The sequence below is a fragment of the Pseudomonas sp. MWU15-20650 genome (genome assembly GCF_023242475.1).
Classification (GTDB): domain Bacteria; phylum Pseudomonadota; class Gammaproteobacteria; order Pseudomonadales; family Pseudomonadaceae; genus Aquipseudomonas.
Genome location: NZ_JALJFG010000018.1, coordinates 40,145 through 57,326, shown reverse-complemented (window position 1 = coordinate 57,326; position 17,182 = coordinate 40,145). Strand labels below are relative to the sequence as shown.

Below are 17,182 nucleotides of genomic sequence, written 5' to 3'. Positions count from 1 at the left end.
TGGCGAGCCCGTTCGCCACGACCAGTCCGCTTGCCACAGAGATCTTCATGAACCCTGCCCTTGAAACATTCAAACCCGCCTTCGGCCTCGGCAACCCTCACTTGCAAACACTGTGGGGACCGCTGTGGCGCCCGACTACCCATATCGAACGCCAGCGCGAACGCCTGTGGCTGGATGACGGCGACTTTCTCGACCTCGACTGGCACGGCCCCCATGACGCGCAAGCGCCACTGGTGCTGGTACTGCATGGGCTGACCGGCTCGTCCAACTCGCCCTATGTGGCCGGCCTGCAAAAAGCCCTCGCTGCACAAGGCTGGGCCAGTGCCGCCTTGAACTGGCGCGGTTGCTCGGGCGAGCCCAACCTGCTTGCACGCAGTTATCACTCCGGCGCCAGCGAAGACCTGGCAGCGGCGATTGCCCACCTGCGCACCCAGCGGCCACTGGCGCCCCTGTATGCCGTGGGCTATTCGCTGGGGGGCAATGTGCTGCTCAAGCACCTGGGTGAAACCGGCGAAGCGTCGGGGTTGCAAGGCGCAGCGGCGGTGTCGGTGCCGTTTCGCCTGGACCAGTGCGCGGATCGTATCGGCCTGGGTTTTTCGCGGGTTTATCAAAAACACTTCATGCGCGAGATGTTGGCGTATATCCGCGTCAAGCAACGCCGCTTTCTACAGGACGGCCGCACTGACGGGTTGAAAACCCTGGAGTCATTGGGCTCGCTGGAAAAAATGCGTACGTTCTGGGACTTCGACGGGCGAGTGACTGCGCCGCTGCATGGTTTCTTAAGTGCTGAAGACTATTATCGCCGAGCCTCGAGCCGGTATTACCTGGGTGAAATCCGCACGCCGACGTTGATCATCCAGTCGGCCGATGACCCGTTCGTATTTGCCCACAGCCTGCCCGAGGCTAGCGAATTGTCGGCTTGCACCGAATTTGAGTTGCTGGCCAAGGGCGGGCATGTGGGGTTTGTGGAGGGTTCGCTGAAGTGTCCCGGCTATTACCTGGAACGCCGGATCCCGCAGTGGTTGCTGGCACAACACAGTTAAACATGCGGGAGGGGGCTTGCAGGTCTAGCCTTAGTCGCCTGTCGCAATTTCCCGGGCCGGATCAGTAATCCACTCACTCCACGACCCCGCATACAGCTTGCCCAGCGGGTAACCCGCCAGGCACAAGGCGAACAGGTTGTGGCAGGCCGTCACGCCGGAACCGCAATACGCCACCAGGTCATCCGGCGAACGGCCCTGCAACTGTGCGGCAAAGCGTTGCTTGAGCTGATCGGCCGCAAGGAAGCGACCATCACTGCCCAGGTTTTCAGTGAACGCCGCGCACTGGGCGCCGGGAATGTGCCCGGCAACCGGATCGATGGGCTCCACGTCACCGCGAAAACGCGGCTGGCCACGCGCGTCGATCAGCGTCATGCCCGCTTCGCCCAGGCGTTTTTGCAGGTGTTCGGCGTCCAGCAGCAAACGATTGTCCGGCGTGCCGGCAAAGGTCCCCGGCTCGATCACCGGCGCATCCAGGCTCAATGGAAAGCCCGCGGCATGCCAAGCCTTGAGGCCACCATCCAGAATAAACACGCCATCACGCTTGCCCAACCAGGCCAGCAACCACCAGGCCCGCGCAGCGTAGGCGCCAGGGCCGTCGTCATAAAGCACAACATCGGTGTCCGCGCTGATCCCCCATGCCCGCAGTTGCTGGGCGAACGTATCCGCCGCCGGCAGCGGGTGACGCCCCGTCACCCCCTTGGTCACCGGGCCGCTGAGGTGCCGCTCCAGGTCAGCATATTGCGCACCCTCGATATGCCCTTCGGCATAGCTGCACAGCCCGTAGTCCGGGTCTTCAAGGGCAAAACGGCAATCAAGGGTCACCAACCCACCGGCCTTCTGGCGTTCGGCCAATTGCTGGGGGCTGATCAGTTGGGCAAGCGGCATGACGGACTCCTGTAAACAGATTAGGGAAAGGTCCTACTTCACTTCTTCCAGTGCCTGATTCAACGGCACATAAAACTCTTTGAACAAGGCATCCACCGCCGGCTTGGCCTGGGGGGTGACAAAACCCGCCTCCAGTACCAGCACCTGGTACACCCCGCGCTTTATCGCTTCGGCGCTCAAATGGGTGGAGTTTTCATTGGTGGTACACAGGAAACGCACCCACGAAGTGAGGATGATCCAGGCATTAAGCGTCAGGGCCTCGGTTTGCACCGGGTCCATAGTGAGGATACCGGCATCGACAAACCCTTGGTAAATGGCGCCCCCCTGAATCAGGCAACGCTGGGAAAAACGCCGGTAGCCGGTAGCCAGTTCCGGGTCGCTTTCCAGCAAGTGTTCGAGATCACGGTGCAGGAAACGGTAACGCCACATGCCAGCCAGTACCGCCTGCAGGTAGAAGCGTTTGTCTTCGACGGTGACGGCACGGCCTTGGGGTGGACGCAGGAAACTGTCTACCAGGGCTTCATATTCGCGGAACAGCACGGCGATGATCGCCTGCTTGTTGGGGAAGTGGTAGTACAGATTGCCCGGGGAAATTTCCATATGGGCGGCGATGTGATTGGTGCTGACACTGCGCTCGCCCTGCTGGTTAAAAAGCTCCAGGCTGGTTTGCACAATGCGTTCGCTGGTCTTTACTCGTGGTGCCATGGGGATCAGCTTCTATACACGTGATGGGGCATCTTACGGCCTATCCCGACTAGGATAAATCTGGATGTTGCTGCAATGTTATTTGACAATTTAGAGCAATGACTCTAAAAATCCAGGCAGACCTATAACAATCGGGAACTGCGCCATGCCTGCCAACGTTGCCTACCTGCAAGATTCCCAGGCGCTGGATCAACTCCAGGCGCTGTTCGACGCCCAACGCCGCGCCTACGCTGCCAACCCGATGCCGCCAGCCGCGCAACGCCAGCAATGGCTCAAGGCCCTGCGGGAGGTGCTCAGTGACGAACGCCAGGCGCTGATCAACGCGATCAGCCAGGACTTCAGCCATCGCAGCGCCGACGAAACCCTGTTTGCCGAACTGATGCCCAGCCTGCATGGCATTCACTATGCCAGCAAACACCTCAAGGGGTGGATGAAACCCTCCCGCCGCGCTGTCGGCATTGCCTTCCAACCCGCTTCAGCCAAAGTCATTTACCAACCGTTGGGCGTCGTCGGGGTGATCGTGCCCTGGAACTACCCGCTGTACCTGGCCATTGGCCCACTGGTGGGCGCGCTGGCTGCCGGCAATCGGGTGATGCTCAAGCTCAGCGAATCCACACCGGCTACGGGCGAGTTGCTCAAGGCGCTGCTGGCCAAGATCTTCCCCGAGGACCTGGTATGCGTAGTACTGGGTGAAGCCGAAGTGGGCATGGCGTTTTCCAAGCTGCGCTTCGATCACTTGCTGTTTACCGGCGCCACCAGTATTGGCAAGCACGTGATGCGCGCCGCCGCCGAACACCTTACCCCCGTCACCCTGGAGTTGGGCGGCAAGTCGCCGGCGATTGTCTCCGCCGATGTACCGCTCAAGGATGCCGCCGAACGCATTGCCTTCGGCAAAGCCCTGAACGCCGGGCAAACCTGCGTGGCACCGGATTATGTGCTGGTGCCGGAAGATCGTGTGGAAGGCTTTGTCGAGGCGTATTCCAAGGCCGTTCGAGGGTTCTATCCGACCCTGACTGACAACCCGGACTACACCGCCATCATCAACGAGCGGCAACTGGCCCGGCTCAATGCCTACGCCAAGGACGCCACCGACAAGGGTGCCACGCTGATTGCGCTGTACGACCAGGGTCAGGCGCGGCGAATGCCACACAGCCTGTTGCTGAACGTCAGTGACGACATGACCGTGATGCAGGATGAAATCTTCGGCCCGCTCTTGCCGATCGTGCCTTATCGCGGCCTCGACCAGGCGTTTGCCTACATCAACCAGCGTCCACGCCCACTGGCCCTGTATTACTTCGGCTACAACAAGGGCGAGCAGGACCGGGTCCTGCATGAAACCCACTCAGGTGGCGTGTGCCTGAACGACACCCTGCTGCATGTGGCCCAGGACGACATGCCGTTTGGCGGCATCGGCCCGTCGGGTATGGGCCATTATCACGGGCATGAGGGCTTCCTGACGTTCAGCAAGGCCAAGGGCGTGCTGGTTAAACAGCGCCTGAACGCCGCGAAGTTGATCTACCCGCCCTATGGAAAGTCGATCCAGACGTTGATTCAGAAGCTGTTCATCCGCTGATACCGCGACCTTCGGGACTCTAAAACAATGAACCCTAGCCTGACTGACTCACCCACGCTGTCACGGCGCGGCGTCTTGAAAATCGGCCTGTGCGCCAGTGCCTTCCTGGCCACCGCCGGGCTGGGCGCCAGCCTCAGCGGCTGCTCCAGCAGCACCCCGGCCAGTGGCTTTGCCATGTTGCGCGCCAGTGACTTGCCGTTCTTGCGTGCGGTCATCCCAGTACTGCTGGAAGGCGCGGCGAGCGCCGAGGCAGTGGTCGCCGGGATTGACAGCACCCTGAAAAAGCTCGACTACAGCCTGCAGCACCTGTCGCCGGAGATGTTCAAGCTCACCCAGCAACTGTTCGACGTGCTGGGCATGGGTATCACCCGCGGGCCGTTGACCGGCATCTGGGGCAGTTGGGAAAACGCCAGCGCGGAGCAAATCCGCAACTTCCTGCACCGCTGGGAAAACAGCTACCTGAACCTGCTGCGCATGGGCCAGGGCTCGCTGCTCAAGCTGGTGATCATGGCCTGGTACTTCCGACCCGAGTCCTGGGCCCACTGCGGCTACCCCGGCCCACCGAAAATCTGATGTGCATCCCTCACAATAAAAACCAGAGACGACCTCGATGCCCGTACCCGATCTGTTCCGCGACGGCCTGGCCCGTGGCTGGAAAACCCATAATGGCGCAGCCCTCGATAACGACCTGACCCTGGAGGCCGATGTCGCAATCATCGGCAGCGGCGCCGGTGGCGGCACTACCGCCGAAATCCTCAGCGCCGCCGGCTACAAGGTACTGCTGATCGAGGAAGGCCCACTCAAGACCAGCAGTGACTTCAAGCTGCTGGAAGACGAAGCCTATGCCAGCCTGTACCAGGAAGGTATCGGCCGCATGAGCAAAGATGGCGCTATCACCATCTTGCAGGGCCGGGCGGTAGGCGGCACCACGCTGATCAACTGGACGTCCAGTTTCCGCACGCCGGACGCCACCCTCGCCCACTGGGCCAGCGAATACGCAGTGAAAGGCCACAGCAGTGCCGAGATGGCGCCGTGGTTCGAGAAAATGGAACAGCGCCTGGGCATCGCACCGTGGGCGATGCCACCGAATGCCAACAATGATGTGATTCGCAAAGGCTGCGAAAAGCTCGGCTACAGCTGGCATGTGATCCCACGCAACGTGCGTGGGTGCTTCAACCTGGGGTATTGCGGCATGGGTTGCCCGGTCAACGCCAAGCAATCGATGCTGGTAACGACCATCCCAGCCACCCTGGAAAAAGGCGGTGAGCTGCTCTACCTGGCCCGCGCCGAGCACCTCAAGTACAGCGGCGACACCATCAGCAGCCTGGAATGCGTGGCCATGGACGAGCGGTGCGTGGCGCCCACCGGCCGCAAGATCACGGTCAAGGCCAAGCATTACGTACTCTCGGGCGGCGGCATCAACACCCCGGCGCTGTTGATGCGCTCGGACGCGCCCGACCCGCATTCACGGCTGGGCAAACGTACGTTCCTGCACTTGGTGAACTTCTCCGCCGGGCAGTTCGACGACGTGATCAACCCGTTCTACGGCGCGCCGCAGTCGATCTATTCCGACCACTTCCAATGGCTGGACGGCACCACCGGTAAGATGTCCTACAAGCTGGAGGCGCCGCCCTTACATCCAGGCTTGGCCAGCACCCTGTTCGGTGGCTACGGCACTGGCAACGCGTTGGACATGAGCCAACTGCCCCACACCCACGCCATGCTCGCGCTTTTGCGCGACGGTTTTCACCCCGACAGCCCTGGCGGCACGGTTGAGTTACGCGGCGACGGCACGCCAGTGCTCGACTATGAAGTCTCGCCCTATGCCTGGGATGGCCTGCGCCGGGCCTTCCACAGCATGGCCGAAATCCAGTTCGCGGCAGGTGCCCGGTCGGTCAAGCCGCTGCATCACGATGCACGGTATGTAAACACCTTGGCCGAGGCGCGCAGCCTGATCGACGGTTTGAGCCTGGAGTTGCACCGCACGACGCTGGGCAGTGCCCATGTGATGGGCGGTTGCGCCATGGGTGAAGACCCGAAAAACGCGGTGGCCGATAGCCTCGGCCGCCATCACCAATTGCGCAATCTGTCGATCCACGACGGCTCGCTGTTCCCCACCAGTATTGGGGCCAACCCCCAATTATCGGTGTACGGGTTGACCGCGCAACTGGCGTCAGCCTTGGCCGAACGTCTGAAAACAGCGTGAAAAAACACGGCATTCACGCTGTCTATACGGCTTTCTTATGCATAAGTTGACTTGGCCGACCGGGATGGCTGCGATACCATCCGGTTCCCCAACGGACTCCGCCAGGACGACGCGATGAACCGAGTGTTGTACCCAGGTACCTTCGACCCGATTACCAAAGGCCATGGCGATCTGGTCGAACGTGCCTCTCGCTTGTTCGACCATGTGATCATCGCGGTCGCTGCCAGCCCCAAGAAAAACCCGCTGTTTCCCCTGGAACAGCGCGTGGAGCTGGCGCGTGAGGTCACCAAGCACCTGCCTAACGTGGAAGTAGTGGGCTTTTCGACACTGCTGGCGCATTTCGCCAAAGAGCAGAACGCCAATGTGTTCCTCCGTGGCCTGCGCGCGGTGTCGGACTTCGAATACGAATTCCAGTTGGCCAACATGAACCGCCAATTGGCGCCGGACGTGGAAAGCCTGTTCCTCACGCCGTCGGAACGTTATTCGTTCATCTCCTCGACGTTGGTCCGTGAAATCGCGGCGTTGGGCGGAGATATCACCAAGTTCGTGCACCCGGCTGTGGCGGATGCGCTGACGCTGCGCTTCAAGAAGTAAGGCTCATTGTGGCGAGGGAGCCTGCTCCCGCCGGACTGCGCCGCAGTCCCAATCTTTTCAAGCAGAGCGGGGCTGCTTCGCGTCCCAGCGGGAGCAAGCTCCCTCGCCACAGATACTGCGAACGGCATTAGGACTTGCCACGGGCTCGCACTGCGGGCGCCAATGCGGCACAATTGCGCGCATTCGTTTTCAGATGCCCTGGCTGACAGCCCTGGCAGGAGTTTCCATGTCCCTGATCATCACCGACGATTGCATCAACTGCGACGTCTGCGAACCCGAGTGCCCGAACGCTGCCATTTCCCAGGGCGAAGAGATCTACGTGATCGACCCCAACCTGTGCACCCAGTGCGTCGGTCACTACGACGAACCACAGTGCCAGCAGGTTTGCCCGGTGGATTGCATCCCGCTGGATGAAGCGCACCCTGAGACTGAAGAGCAGTTGATGGAGAAGTACCGGAAGATTACCGGTAAGGCTTGAACTTCTTTAGTGCCTGTTAGGGCCTCATCGGGGGCAAGCCCCCTCCCACACTTGGAATGCATTTCAAATGTGGGAGGGGCGGTGCGACGATTCGACTTGCCCCCGATGGCGATATCGCCATCACACCGCACTCAACTCTGGCACTTAGGGCAAAACACGCTCGCCCGCTGCCCCAGTACCACATTGCGTAACTCGGCCCCACAGACCTTGCACCCTTCGCCTCCACGGCCATAGACGAACAGTTCCTGCTGGAAATACCCCGGCTGCCCATCGCCGCCGATAAAGTCCCGCAATGTCGTGCCGCCCCGCTCGATCGCCGCCGCCAGAATGCGCTTGATCTCGATCGCCAGCTTCAAATAGCGACCACGGGAAATGCCGCCGGCGGCCCTGCGCGGGTCGATCCCCGCCGCAAACAGTGCTTCCGTGGCATAGATGTTACCCACGCCTACCACCACCGCGTTGTCCATGATGAATGGCTTCACCGCCATCGACTTCCCGCGAGACAGTTGGAACAAGCGCTCACCATCAAACAGGTCGGTCAACGGCTCCGGCCCCAGGCGAATCAGCAGCTCGTGGTTGTGCGGGTCCTGGCTCCAGAGCATCGCGCCAAAACGCCGAGGGTCGGTGTAGCGCAGGGCCAGGCCCGACTCCAGTTCGATGTCCACGTGCTCATGCTTGGCCGCCGGCATGCCGACCTCCACCAGGCGCAGGTTGCCCGACATGCCCAAGTGACTGATCAAGGTTCCCACTTCGGCGTTGATCAACAGGTACTTCGCCCGCCGCTCTACCAGCACGATGCGCTGCCCGGACAGGCGCACATCCAGGTCGTCCGGGATCGGCCAGCGCAGACGGCGCTCGCGTACCACCACGCGGCTGACGCGCTGGCCCTCCAGGTGCGGCGCAATCCCGCGCCGTGTGGTTTCGACTTCGGGTAACTCGGGCATGTGTACCTCTCGAAAAATGGGTCAGTGTGCGCCCAGTTCGCGGATCGACAACTTCAGGCTCTCGAAGTCGTAGTCCGACAGGCCCACGTAATCCAGCACCAAGTGGCCAATCGCATCCCACTCATGGTCAACCGATTGGTTGCCCAGCACGCGATAAGACGAGCAGATATGCTCGGCCATTTTCAGGATTGCCAGCAGGTTTTTAAGCTGCGGATTACGTGACGACTCATCGCTGAAAATCGCCAGGGCGTTGTGGTGATTGGCGATGGCGTCGGTCACATGCTCCGGCAGGCGCCAGGATTTGGCGGTGTAATAGCCGACCACCGCATGGTTGGTATTGAACGCGTTGTTCTCGGTGTCGACCACACGGCAATCGGCGCCGGCATTGGCGTAAGCCTCTTCCAGCACGGCCATGTAATTGGGGAAACGCTTGAGCATCAACGGCACGCCACAATCGTGGAACAGCCCCAGGGCATAGGCTTCGTCCACGGCCTGGGAGCCGGTGCGCTTGGCCAGGGTGAGGCAGGTCATGGCCACGTCCTGGGCGGTGTCCCAGAAACGATTGAGGGTCACGATAGTGTCGTCGCTCATTTCGCCCTTGATCGACAAGGCGTTGATCAGGTTGATGACCGACCGGCTGCCCAGCAGGTTCACCGCACGCTGGATCGAGGCAATCTTGTTGCTCAGGCCGTAATACGGCGAGTTGACGATCTTGAGCAACGCGCCGGACAAGCCCGGGTCCTGGGAGATCAACCGCGCGATCACTTCCAGGTCCGGGTCAGGCATGTACTGCTCCATCTGCAAATCCACCATGATTTGCGGTTGGGGCGGTACGCTGATGCCTTGCAGGGCCTGTTGGATCTGCTCGGCGGAAAGCTCTTGGGACATAAGTACACACTCTGGGCTAGGCGCGAATTCTACCCCTTATGCCGACGTGGCCGACACCCAAAAACCCAACTCAAACCCGATCGAATGTGGGAGGGGGCTTGCTCCCGATTGCGGTGAATCAGTCACTTGGATATCAGCTTATACACTGCTATCAGGAGCAAGCCCCCTCCCACATGTCCGGCGGTGCCGCCAAGTAATGCGCAACACGTTATACTCCCGCTCTTTTTTCCGGAGCGACGTCATGTCCCTGCCAAGCCTGCGTCTCAAAGCCAACGCCGATCGTCGTTTGCGCAACGGCCACCTGTGGGTCTACAGCAACGAAATCGACGTGGCCGCCACCCCACTTCACGGCTTCCAGGCAGGCGACCAGGCCATCCTCGAAGCGGCCGGCGGCAAGACCCTGGGCATCGTGGCCATGAGCCCGAACAACCTGATCTGCGCCCGCCTGCTGTCGCGCGACATCAAGTTGCCTTTGGACAAGTCGCTGCTGGTGCACCGCCTCAACGTGGCCCTGTCCCTGCGTGACCGCTTGTTCGACAAACCGTTCTACCGCTTGGTCTACGGCGATTCCGACCTGCTGCCGGGCCTGGTGGTCGACCGTTTCGGCGACATCCTGGTGGTGCAGATCGCTTCGGCGACCATGGAGGCCCATAAAGAAGACGTGATCGCCGCCCTGACCCAAGTGCTCAAGCCGAGCGGTATCCTGTTCAAGAACGACTCCGCCGCACGTGACGCCGAGGGCCTCAATCGCTACGTCGAAACCGTGTTCGGCCTGGTGCCGGAATGGGTCGCGCTGGAAGAAAACGGCGTGAAATTCGAGGCTCCGGTGATCCAGGGCCAGAAAACCGGCTGGTTCTACGACCACCGCATGAACCGCGCCCGCCTGGCCCCGTATGCCAAAGGCAAGCGTGTACTGGACCTGTACAGCTACATCGGCGGCTGGGGCGTGCAAGCAGCGGCCTTTGGCGCCAGTGAAGTGTTCTGCGTCGACGCTTCCGCCTTCGCCCTCGACGGCGTTGAGCGCAACGCCGCGCTGAACGGCTTCGCCGAGAAGATGACCTGCATCGAAGGCGACGTCTTTGAAGCGCTTAAAGAATTGAAGGCCAGCGAAGAACGCTTCGACGTGATCGTCGCCGACCCACCGGCCTTCATCAAACGCAAAAAAGACATGAAAAACGGCGAAGGCGCCTACCGCCGCCTCAACGAGCAAGCCATGCGCCTGCTCAGCAAGGACGGCATCCTGGTCAGCGCTTCGTGCTCCATGCACCTGCCGGAAGACGATCTGCAAAACATCCTGCTCACCAGCGCCCGCCACCTGGACCGCAACATCCAGATGCTCGAACGCGGCGGCCAGGGTCCGGATCACCCGGTGCACCCGGCGATCGCCGAGACGCGCTATATCAAGAGCATTACGTGCCGGTTGTTGCCTAATAGCTGACACCCCGACCGGTTTGAATTGAAGCCGGATCAACTGTAGGAGCGAGCTTGCTCGCGAAAAACCAATAGGCGACGCGGGCTAGCTGATAGCGCTGCGTTATCGTTGACGTTCTTCGCGAACAAGCTCGCTCCTACAGTAAGGCATGACATATTCAGAACCAGTGTTTAAACGCCAATAGACACTGCAGCCTCCTACCGTCTCTCTTCTACCCACACGAAGAGGACGAAGGAATGTCCAACCAACAAAACGCACATCGGCTGCGCACAGGCCGCTATTCAGAATCCGGCCGCATTTACCTGCTCACCGCTGTCACGCATCAACGACAGCTAATCTTCCAGGACTGGCGCATTGGCCGCCTGCTTGTTCGCGAATTCAGAAAGGCTCAGGACGACGGAGAGGCGTCTTCGCTGGCATGGGTGGTGATGCCGGACCATTTCCATTGGCTGGTTGAATTGCACAACGGCGATTTGCCGAGACTGATGCGGATCACCAAGTCGCGAAGTGCACACGCCATTAACAAGGCGAGGAGCTGCCAAGGGACACTGTGGCAAAAGGGCTACTTTGATCGAGCGCTGCGTCGGGAGGACGACTTGAAGACAATGGCGCGTTATATCGTCGCCAATCCCTTGCGGGCGGGTTTGGTGGCGCATATCGGCCAGTACCCACTATGGGACGCCGTCTGGCTCTGAACCACCCTCCACTGTAGGAGCAAGCTTGCTCGCGAAAAACCAATAGGCGAGACGGGCTATCTATAGCGCTGCGTTATCGTTGACGTTTTTCGCGAACAAGCTCGCTCCTACAGCCACCCGCACGTCCCGTAGCCGCTATCTTCACGGTTTCGGCCATTCCCTCCAGCCGCCAGCGGTGTAGAATCGGCCCTATTCATCGCCAGTCATCCCCCGGCGGGTTTATGAGCTCGAGGCCCAAGCAAGCGGCGATCCCGCGATGCGAGTGGCAACTTCCGGACACCACGGCCATTTTTCGGGTGTTCCAGTCGTCAATTAGAAGCTCACTCCCCTTTAGTACTTGATTAGCCGCCCGGAGTGCTCCAATGCCTGATTACCGCTCGAAAACATCCACCCACGGCCGCAACATGGCCGGCGCGCGCGCACTGTGGCGTGCCACGGGGATGAAAGATGATGACTTCAAGAAGCCGATCATCGCGATTGCCAACTCGTTCACCCAGTTCGTACCCGGCCACGTCCACCTCAAGGACCTGGGCCAACTGGTCGCCCGCGAGATCGAACGCGCCGGCGGCGTGGCGAAAGAATTCAACACCATCGCCGTGGATGACGGCATCGCCATGGGCCACGATGGCATGCTGTATTCCCTGCCGAGCCGCGAGATCATCGCCGACTCCGTGGAGTACATGGTCAACGCCCACTGCGCCGACGCCATCGTGTGCATTTCCAACTGCGACAAGATCACCCCCGGCATGCTGATGGCCGCCCTGCGCCTGAACATCCCGGTGATCTTCGTCTCCGGCGGCCCGATGGAAGCCGGCAAGACCAAGCTCGCCTCCCACGGCCTGGACCTGGTCGACGCCATGGTCATCGCCGCCGATTCCAGCGCTTCTGACGAGAAGGTCGCGGAATACGAGCGCAGCGCCTGCCCTACCTGCGGTTCGTGCTCCGGCATGTTCACCGCCAACTCGATGAACTGCCTGGTGGAAGCCCTGGGGCTGGCCTTGCCGGGCAACGGTTCCACACTGGCCACCCACAGCGACCGCGAGCAACTGTTCCTGCAGGCCGGCCGCACCATCGTCGAGCTGTGCAAGCGCTACTACGGCGAGAACGATGAGTCGGTGTTGCCGCGCAATATCGCCAACTTCAAGGCGTTCGAAAACGCCATGACCCTGGACATCGCCATGGGCGGTTCCACCAACACCATCCTGCACCTGCTGGCCGCCGCCCAGGAAGCCGAGATCGATTTCGACCTGCGCGACATCGACCGTCTCTCCCGTCACGTGCCGCAACTGTGCAAAGTCGCGCCGAATATCCAGAAGTACCACATGGAAGACGTGCACCGTGCCGGTGGGATCTTCTCGATCCTCGGTTCCCTGGCCCGTGGCGGCCTGCTGCACACCGACCTGCCGACCGTGCACAGCAAATCCCTGGCCGAAGGCATCGCCAAGTGGGATATCACCCTGACTGACGACGAAGCGGTGCACACCTTCTTCAAGGCCGGCCCGGCCGGCATCCCGACGCAGACCGCGTTCAGCCAGTCGACCCGTTGGGACAGCCTCGACGACGACCGTGAAAACGGCTGCATCCGCAGTGTCGAGCACGCCTACTCGCAGGAAGGCGGCCTGGCCGTGCTGTACGGCAACATCGCCCTCGACGGCTGTGTGGTCAAAACGGCGGGTGTGGATGAGTCCATCCACGTCTTCGAAGGCCGCGCCAAGATCTACGAAAGCCAGGACAGTTCGGTACGTGGCATCCTCGCTGACGAAGTCAAAGAAGGCGACATCGTGATCATCCGCTACGAAGGCCCCAAAGGTGGCCCGGGTATGCAGGAGATGCTGTACCCGACGTCCTACCTGAAATCCAAGGGCCTGGGCAAAGCCTGCGCCCTGCTGACCGACGGGCGTTTCTCCGGCGGCACCTCGGGCCTGTCCATCGGCCACGCTTCGCCGGAAGCCGCTGCTGGCGGTGCGATTGGCCTGGTACAGGACGGCGACAAAGTGCTGATCGACATTCCGAACCGCTCGATCAACCTGTTGATCAGCGACGAAGAGCTGGCCGCACGCCGGGTCGAGCAAGACAAGAAGGGCTGGAAGCCGGTGGAGAAGCGCCCGCGCAAAGTCACCACGGCGTTGAAGGCTTATGCGTTGCTGGCCACCAGTGCCGACAAGGGCGCCGTGCGTAACAAGGCGATGCTTGACGGCCTGTAAGCCTTAATCGCTGCGTATAAAAATGCCCCGCCAAGTGCGGGGCATTTTTTTGCCTGACCATGACCTTGCGAAACACTGAAGATCAAACTGTGGGAGGGGGCTTGCTCCCGATAACGGCGTGCCAGGCAATACCTGTGCTGAGTGATCCGCCCCAATCGGCAGCAAGCCCCTCCCCCCTATTTCGACCGCGTTCAGCCTGTTACTGAATCTCGTCCGGCTTGACGATCACCCAGTTCTTGTCCGCGGTCACCGGCAACCCTTCCTTGGCTTGCGCGGCCGCGTGCTTGGCCATCATGCCGTTGAGCTGGGTCATGTATTTGTCTTTGCGGTTGACCCACAGGTGGATGCCGCCCTTCGCCACGTCCACATCGTGGAACAGCATATAGCCGTCGCTGGTCGGCGTATCACCCCCGACGATCACCGGCTTTTTCCACTCGTCGATATAGGTGAGGATCGCCGCGTGTTTGCCGGCCATCCAGGTGGCTGGGGTCCACAGGTAAGGGGTCAGCTCCAGGCCGAGGTTGGCTTTCTCGTCGTATTTACCGGCCGCGATCTGTTTACGCGCGGTGGTCAACTCGCCCGTCTTGCGGTCCTTAAGCAGAGTACTGACGCCAATGACGTTCTCGGGTTTGACGTTGTAGCCGTACTTCGGATCGGCGGCGACCATGCGCACCAACTCCTCGGAGGCGGCGGTCATCACATACACCTCAATGCCGTTTTCCATCAGCTTGTTGTAAAGCTCGGCCTGGCCGGTAAAGACTTTCGGTGGCTGCACCTCGGAGGTCTTCACCACGTCGCCTTCGTAATAGGTGACCGGCACGGGCTTGCCGGAGGCCATCATCTCATCCACATAGCCCTTGAGTTCCTTGAGGGTGAAGCCGGAGAAAATCTGCGCCACCCACGGGTAGCAGACCATGTCATCGACTTCGCAGAGGCGGTAGTAGTAGCTGAACAGGCTTTCCTTGTGGTCAGCGGTGTCCTTGAACGGCATCAGCTTCAGGGACGGGTCCATCGTTTCACGGGTGATCAGGCCCTTGTTTTCCAGGTAGGGCAGCAAGGACTCTTCAAGGTCGTAGCGGTAACTGGTGTTGTCCATGTCGAACACCGCGAAGTTACCTTTGTTGGCATTGGCGGCGATCATCTTGTTCAGTTGCTCGGCGGCGGGTGCCGGCCAGTGCTTCAACTCGGTGGCAGCAAATGCCTGGCCGGCGAGGCCGAGGCAGAAGGCGGCGGCAAGTAATGTTGGCGCAAGCTTCATAAGCGTTTTCTCCCTGAGTGAAAGACATCGACGCTAACAAATCTGTGTGACAGTTATCGCCCGAGGACGACCGCTTGCATCGTGATAACGCCAGAGCCATGCGCATGAGCGTCAAACGCTTATTCCAAAAACGACAGTCACCATTCCATATCGGTATTAAATCAATATATTTCAAGCTGTTAGGCTTCCCGGTTCGCAATCGCAGGCTCACGCGATTGGCTGCCTTTTCAACGGAGCTTCAATGAATCTGCCCCTGATTCTCAACTTACTGGTGTTCGTGGCCCTGTTGCTGGGCCTGGCGCAAACCCGTCATACCCGCTGGAGCCTGGCCAAGAAGGTCCTGTTCGCTCTGGTCCTTGGCGTATTGTTCGGTGCGGCGTTGCACACTATTTATGGCGACGGTCATCCGGTACTCAAAGCCTCGATCGGCTGGTTTGACCTGGTCGGCAATGGTTATGTGCAATTGCTGCAAATGATCGTGATCCCGCTGGTGTTCGCCTCGATCCTGAGTGCCGTGGCACGCCTGCATAACGCCTCGTCCCTGGGCAAGATCAGCTTCCTGACCATCGGAACGCTGCTGTTCACCACCGCCATCGCGGCCCTGATCGGCATCGGCCTGACCAACCTGTTCGGCCTCACCGCCGAAGGCTTGGTGGCCGGCACCCAGGAAATGGCGCGCCTGCAAGTGATCCAGAGCGATTACGCAGGCAAGGTCGCCGACCTGAATATCCCGCAATTGCTGCTGTCGTTCGTACCGGCAAACCCGTTCGCCGACCTGGCGCGGGCCAAACCGACGTCGATCATCAGCGTGGTGATTTTCGCGGCGTTCCTTGGGGTTGCCGCGCTGCAACTGCTCAAGGATGACGTGGAAAAAGGCCAGAAGGTCCTGAATGCCATCGACACCCTGCAAGCCTGGGTGATGCGCCTGGTGCGCCTGGTGATGAAGTTGACGCCGTACGGTGTGTTGGCGCTGATGACCAAAGTGGTCGCCGGCTCCAACCTGCAAGACATCATCAAGCTCGGCAGTTTTGTGGTGGTGTCGTACCTGGCACTCGGCCTGATGTTCGTGGTGCATGGCCTGCTGCTGTCCCTGGCCGGGGTCAACCCACTGCGCTTCTTCCGCAAGGTGTGGCCGGTGCTGACCTTTGCCTTCACCAGCCGCTCGAGTGCGGCTGCCATTCCACTGAGCATTGAAGCGCAGACCCGCCGCCTGGGTATCCCACAATCCATCGCCGGTTTTGCCGCCTCGTTTGGCGCGACCATCGGCCAGAACGGTTGCGCCGGTCTCTACCCTGCGATGTTGGCGGTAATGGTGGCACCGACCGTGGGCATCAACCCGCTGGATCCGCTGTGGATCGCGACCTTGGTGGCGATTGTGACCTTGAGTTCGGCGGGTGTGGCCGGTGTGGGTGGCGGGGCGACCTTTGCTGCGCTGATCGTGCTGCCGGCGATGGGCTTGCCGGTGTCACTGGTGGCGCTGCTGATTTCTGTCGAGCCGCTGATCGACATGGGCCGTACGGCGCTGAACGTGAACGGTTCGATGACGGCGGGGGCGATTACCAGCCAGATCATGGGGCAGACGGATAAAGCGCTGTTGAATGCCGATGAGCATGGGCAGCTGGTTAGCTGAGTTACAAGCTACAAGCCTCAAGCTGCAAGTAAGAGCCCATCTGCTTTTACTTGCAGCTTGTAGCTCAAAGCTAGCTGCTGCTCCTCTCCCACACCTCGAAGTTGTAAGCCGGCTTATCACCTTCGGCTGGATTCTCCAGATTCGACACCAACTTCCACTGGTTCAAATCAAACTCGGGAAACCACGCATCCCCTTCCGGGCTCAATGCCACCCGCGTCAGATACAGGCGATCCGCCTGCTCCAGCCCTTGGGCATACAGCTGCGCGCCGCCGATCAGCATCAGCTCATCGACGCCCTGCTCCAGCGCCCATTCCTCAGCCCGCGCTACCGCCGCGTCCAGTGACGGAAACACTTGCGCACCTTCAAGCTCAAGATCGGTCTGACGGCTGACCACTATGTTCAAGCGCCCCGGCAGCGGTCGGCCCAGGGAATCCCAGGTCTTGCGCCCCATGATGATCGGCTTGCCGAGCGTGGTGGCCTTGAAATATTTGAAATCCCCCGGCAAATGCCAGGGCATGCTGTTGTCGACGCCGATCACACGGTTTTCACCGAGGGCTGCGATCAGGCTTAAAGGAAGAGTTTTTTTCATGGCGATGAGAATACCAGAGCCGCGAGTCAGCGGTTATGCTCCAACCTCACTTGCTCAA

General features: G+C 60.6%; 16 protein-coding genes. 10 read left to right on the top strand and 6 right to left on the bottom strand.

Going from position 1 to position 17,182, the window contains the following annotated elements:
* Positions 1-47: 47 nt before the first annotated feature.
* Positions 48-1,043 (top strand): hydrolase, encoded by a 996-nt coding sequence (locus M5B43_RS15425; protein WP_248750911.1) that lies wholly within the window; start codon positions 48-50, stop codon positions 1,041-1,043.
* A gap of 30 nt (positions 1,044-1,073) precedes the next feature.
* Here M5B43_RS15425 and M5B43_RS15420 read toward each other — a convergent pair whose 3' ends face one another.
* Positions 1,074-1,928 carry a sulfurtransferase gene (locus tag M5B43_RS15420; RefSeq protein WP_248750910.1) on the bottom strand — a complete coding sequence of 285 codons (855 nt, stop codon included), beginning with the start codon at positions 1,926-1,928 and terminating at the stop codon, positions 1,074-1,076.
* A 33-nt stretch (positions 1,929-1,961) separates the two neighbouring features.
* Positions 1,962-2,633 (bottom strand): TetR/AcrR family transcriptional regulator, encoded by a 672-nt coding sequence (locus M5B43_RS15415; protein ID WP_248750909.1) that lies wholly within the window; start codon positions 2,631-2,633, stop codon positions 1,962-1,964.
* 145 nt (positions 2,634-2,778) lie between these two features.
* Between M5B43_RS15415 and M5B43_RS15410 the strand changes: the two genes are divergently transcribed.
* The 5 genes from M5B43_RS15410 (at position 2,779) to M5B43_RS15390 (ending at position 7,484) form a co-directional block, all read left to right on the top strand.
* The gene (locus M5B43_RS15410; protein ID WP_248750908.1) at positions 2,779-4,206 is read left to right on the top strand and encodes a coniferyl aldehyde dehydrogenase; all 1,428 of its coding nucleotides are present in this window, start codon (positions 2,779-2,781) and stop codon (positions 4,204-4,206) included.
* A gap of 27 nt (positions 4,207-4,233) precedes the next feature.
* Positions 4,234-4,779, top strand: coding sequence for a twin-arginine translocation pathway signal protein (locus tag M5B43_RS15405; RefSeq protein ID WP_248750907.1), 546 nt, complete (start codon positions 4,234-4,236; stop codon positions 4,777-4,779).
* Positions 4,780-4,816: 37 nt separating this feature from the next.
* Entirely contained in the window at positions 4,817-6,412 is a 1,596-nt protein-coding gene (locus tag M5B43_RS15400; RefSeq protein WP_248750906.1) for a GMC family oxidoreductase, read from the top strand.
* Positions 6,413-6,526: 114 nt separating this feature from the next.
* Positions 6,527-7,006: a pantetheine-phosphate adenylyltransferase gene (coaD, locus tag M5B43_RS15395; protein ID WP_003176711.1), complete on the top strand. Its 480-nt coding sequence runs from the start codon at positions 6,527-6,529 to the stop codon at positions 7,004-7,006.
* A 226-nt stretch (positions 7,007-7,232) separates the two neighbouring features.
* On the top strand, positions 7,233-7,484 hold the full coding sequence (locus tag M5B43_RS15390; RefSeq protein ID WP_003195146.1) for a YfhL family 4Fe-4S dicluster ferredoxin: 252 nt from the start codon (positions 7,233-7,235) through the stop codon (positions 7,482-7,484).
* 131 nt (positions 7,485-7,615) lie between these two features.
* Here M5B43_RS15390 and mutM read toward each other — a convergent pair whose 3' ends face one another.
* Together mutM and M5B43_RS15380 are read right to left on the bottom strand one after the other, a co-directional pair.
* Positions 7,616-8,428: a bifunctional DNA-formamidopyrimidine glycosylase/DNA-(apurinic or apyrimidinic site) lyase gene (gene mutM / locus M5B43_RS15385; protein ID WP_248750905.1), complete on the bottom strand. Its 813-nt coding sequence runs from the start codon at positions 8,426-8,428 to the stop codon at positions 7,616-7,618.
* A gap of 21 nt (positions 8,429-8,449) precedes the next feature.
* Entirely contained in the window at positions 8,450-9,316 is an 867-nt protein-coding gene (locus M5B43_RS15380; protein WP_248750904.1) for an HDOD domain-containing protein, read from the bottom strand.
* A gap of 241 nt (positions 9,317-9,557) precedes the next feature.
* On the opposite strand from M5B43_RS15380, the gene M5B43_RS15375 reads away from it, so the two are divergent.
* The 3 genes from M5B43_RS15375 (at position 9,558) to ilvD (ending at position 13,647) form a co-directional block, all read left to right on the top strand.
* Entirely contained in the window at positions 9,558-10,754 is a 1,197-nt protein-coding gene (locus tag M5B43_RS15375; protein ID WP_003195152.1) for a class I SAM-dependent rRNA methyltransferase, read from the top strand.
* A gap of 230 nt (positions 10,755-10,984) precedes the next feature.
* The gene (locus M5B43_RS15370; RefSeq protein ID WP_248750903.1) at positions 10,985-11,443 is read left to right on the top strand and encodes a transposase; all 459 of its coding nucleotides are present in this window, start codon (positions 10,985-10,987) and stop codon (positions 11,441-11,443) included.
* A gap of 362 nt (positions 11,444-11,805) precedes the next feature.
* On the top strand, positions 11,806-13,647 hold the full coding sequence (gene ilvD, locus M5B43_RS15365; RefSeq protein ID WP_248750902.1) for a dihydroxy-acid dehydratase: 1,842 nt from the start codon (positions 11,806-11,808) through the stop codon (positions 13,645-13,647).
* Between the two features lie 199 nt (positions 13,648-13,846).
* Here the strand turns inward: ilvD and M5B43_RS15360 are convergent, their stop codons facing one another.
* A complete protein-coding gene (locus M5B43_RS15360) occupies positions 13,847-14,905 on the bottom strand; it encodes a haloacid dehalogenase-like hydrolase (protein ID WP_248750901.1) in 1,059 nt (352 codons plus the stop codon).
* A gap of 241 nt (positions 14,906-15,146) precedes the next feature.
* On the opposite strand from M5B43_RS15360, the gene M5B43_RS15355 reads away from it, so the two are divergent.
* Positions 15,147-16,535 (top strand): L-cystine transporter, encoded by a 1,389-nt coding sequence (locus M5B43_RS15355; RefSeq protein WP_248750900.1) that lies wholly within the window; start codon positions 15,147-15,149, stop codon positions 16,533-16,535.
* Positions 16,536-16,605: 70 nt separating this feature from the next.
* Here the strand turns inward: M5B43_RS15355 and M5B43_RS15350 are convergent, their stop codons facing one another.
* Positions 16,606-17,124, bottom strand: a complete 519-nt coding sequence (locus M5B43_RS15350; RefSeq protein ID WP_248750899.1) for a dihydrofolate reductase — start codon at positions 17,122-17,124, stop codon at positions 16,606-16,608.
* Positions 17,125-17,182: the final 58 nt, after the last annotated feature.

What these genes read in the sequence shown, in the direction of transcription:
- M5B43_RS15425 (WP_248750911.1), top strand. Translation starts at nt 48, where the DNA reads ATGAACCCTGCCCTTGAAACATTCAAACCCGCCTTCGGCCTCGGCAAC.
- M5B43_RS15420 (WP_248750910.1), bottom strand. Translation starts at nt 1,928, where the DNA reads ATGCCGCTTGCCCAACTGATCAGCCCCCAGCAATTGGCCGAACGCCAG.
- M5B43_RS15415 (WP_248750909.1), bottom strand. Translation starts at nt 2,633, where the DNA reads ATGGCACCACGAGTAAAGACCAGCGAACGCATTGTGCAAACCAGCCTG.
- M5B43_RS15410 (WP_248750908.1), top strand. Translation starts at nt 2,779, where the DNA reads ATGCCTGCCAACGTTGCCTACCTGCAAGATTCCCAGGCGCTGGATCAA.
- M5B43_RS15405 (WP_248750907.1), top strand. Translation starts at nt 4,234, where the DNA reads ATGAACCCTAGCCTGACTGACTCACCCACGCTGTCACGGCGCGGCGTC.
- M5B43_RS15400 (WP_248750906.1), top strand. Translation starts at nt 4,817, where the DNA reads ATGCCCGTACCCGATCTGTTCCGCGACGGCCTGGCCCGTGGCTGGAAA.
- coaD (WP_003176711.1), top strand. Translation starts at nt 6,527, where the DNA reads ATGAACCGAGTGTTGTACCCAGGTACCTTCGACCCGATTACCAAAGGC.
- M5B43_RS15390 (WP_003195146.1), top strand. Translation starts at nt 7,233, where the DNA reads ATGTCCCTGATCATCACCGACGATTGCATCAACTGCGACGTCTGCGAA.
- mutM (WP_248750905.1), bottom strand. Translation starts at nt 8,428, where the DNA reads ATGCCCGAGTTACCCGAAGTCGAAACCACACGGCGCGGGATTGCGCCG.
- M5B43_RS15380 (WP_248750904.1), bottom strand. Translation starts at nt 9,316, where the DNA reads ATGTCCCAAGAGCTTTCCGCCGAGCAGATCCAACAGGCCCTGCAAGGC.
- M5B43_RS15375 (WP_003195152.1), top strand. Translation starts at nt 9,558, where the DNA reads ATGTCCCTGCCAAGCCTGCGTCTCAAAGCCAACGCCGATCGTCGTTTG.
- M5B43_RS15370 (WP_248750903.1), top strand. Translation starts at nt 10,985, where the DNA reads ATGTCCAACCAACAAAACGCACATCGGCTGCGCACAGGCCGCTATTCA.
- ilvD (WP_248750902.1), top strand. Translation starts at nt 11,806, where the DNA reads ATGCCTGATTACCGCTCGAAAACATCCACCCACGGCCGCAACATGGCC.
- M5B43_RS15360 (WP_248750901.1), bottom strand. Translation starts at nt 14,905, where the DNA reads ATGAAGCTTGCGCCAACATTACTTGCCGCCGCCTTCTGCCTCGGCCTC.
- M5B43_RS15355 (WP_248750900.1), top strand. Translation starts at nt 15,147, where the DNA reads ATGAATCTGCCCCTGATTCTCAACTTACTGGTGTTCGTGGCCCTGTTG.
- M5B43_RS15350 (WP_248750899.1), bottom strand. Translation starts at nt 17,124, where the DNA reads ATGAAAAAAACTCTTCCTTTAAGCCTGATCGCAGCCCTCGGTGAAAAC.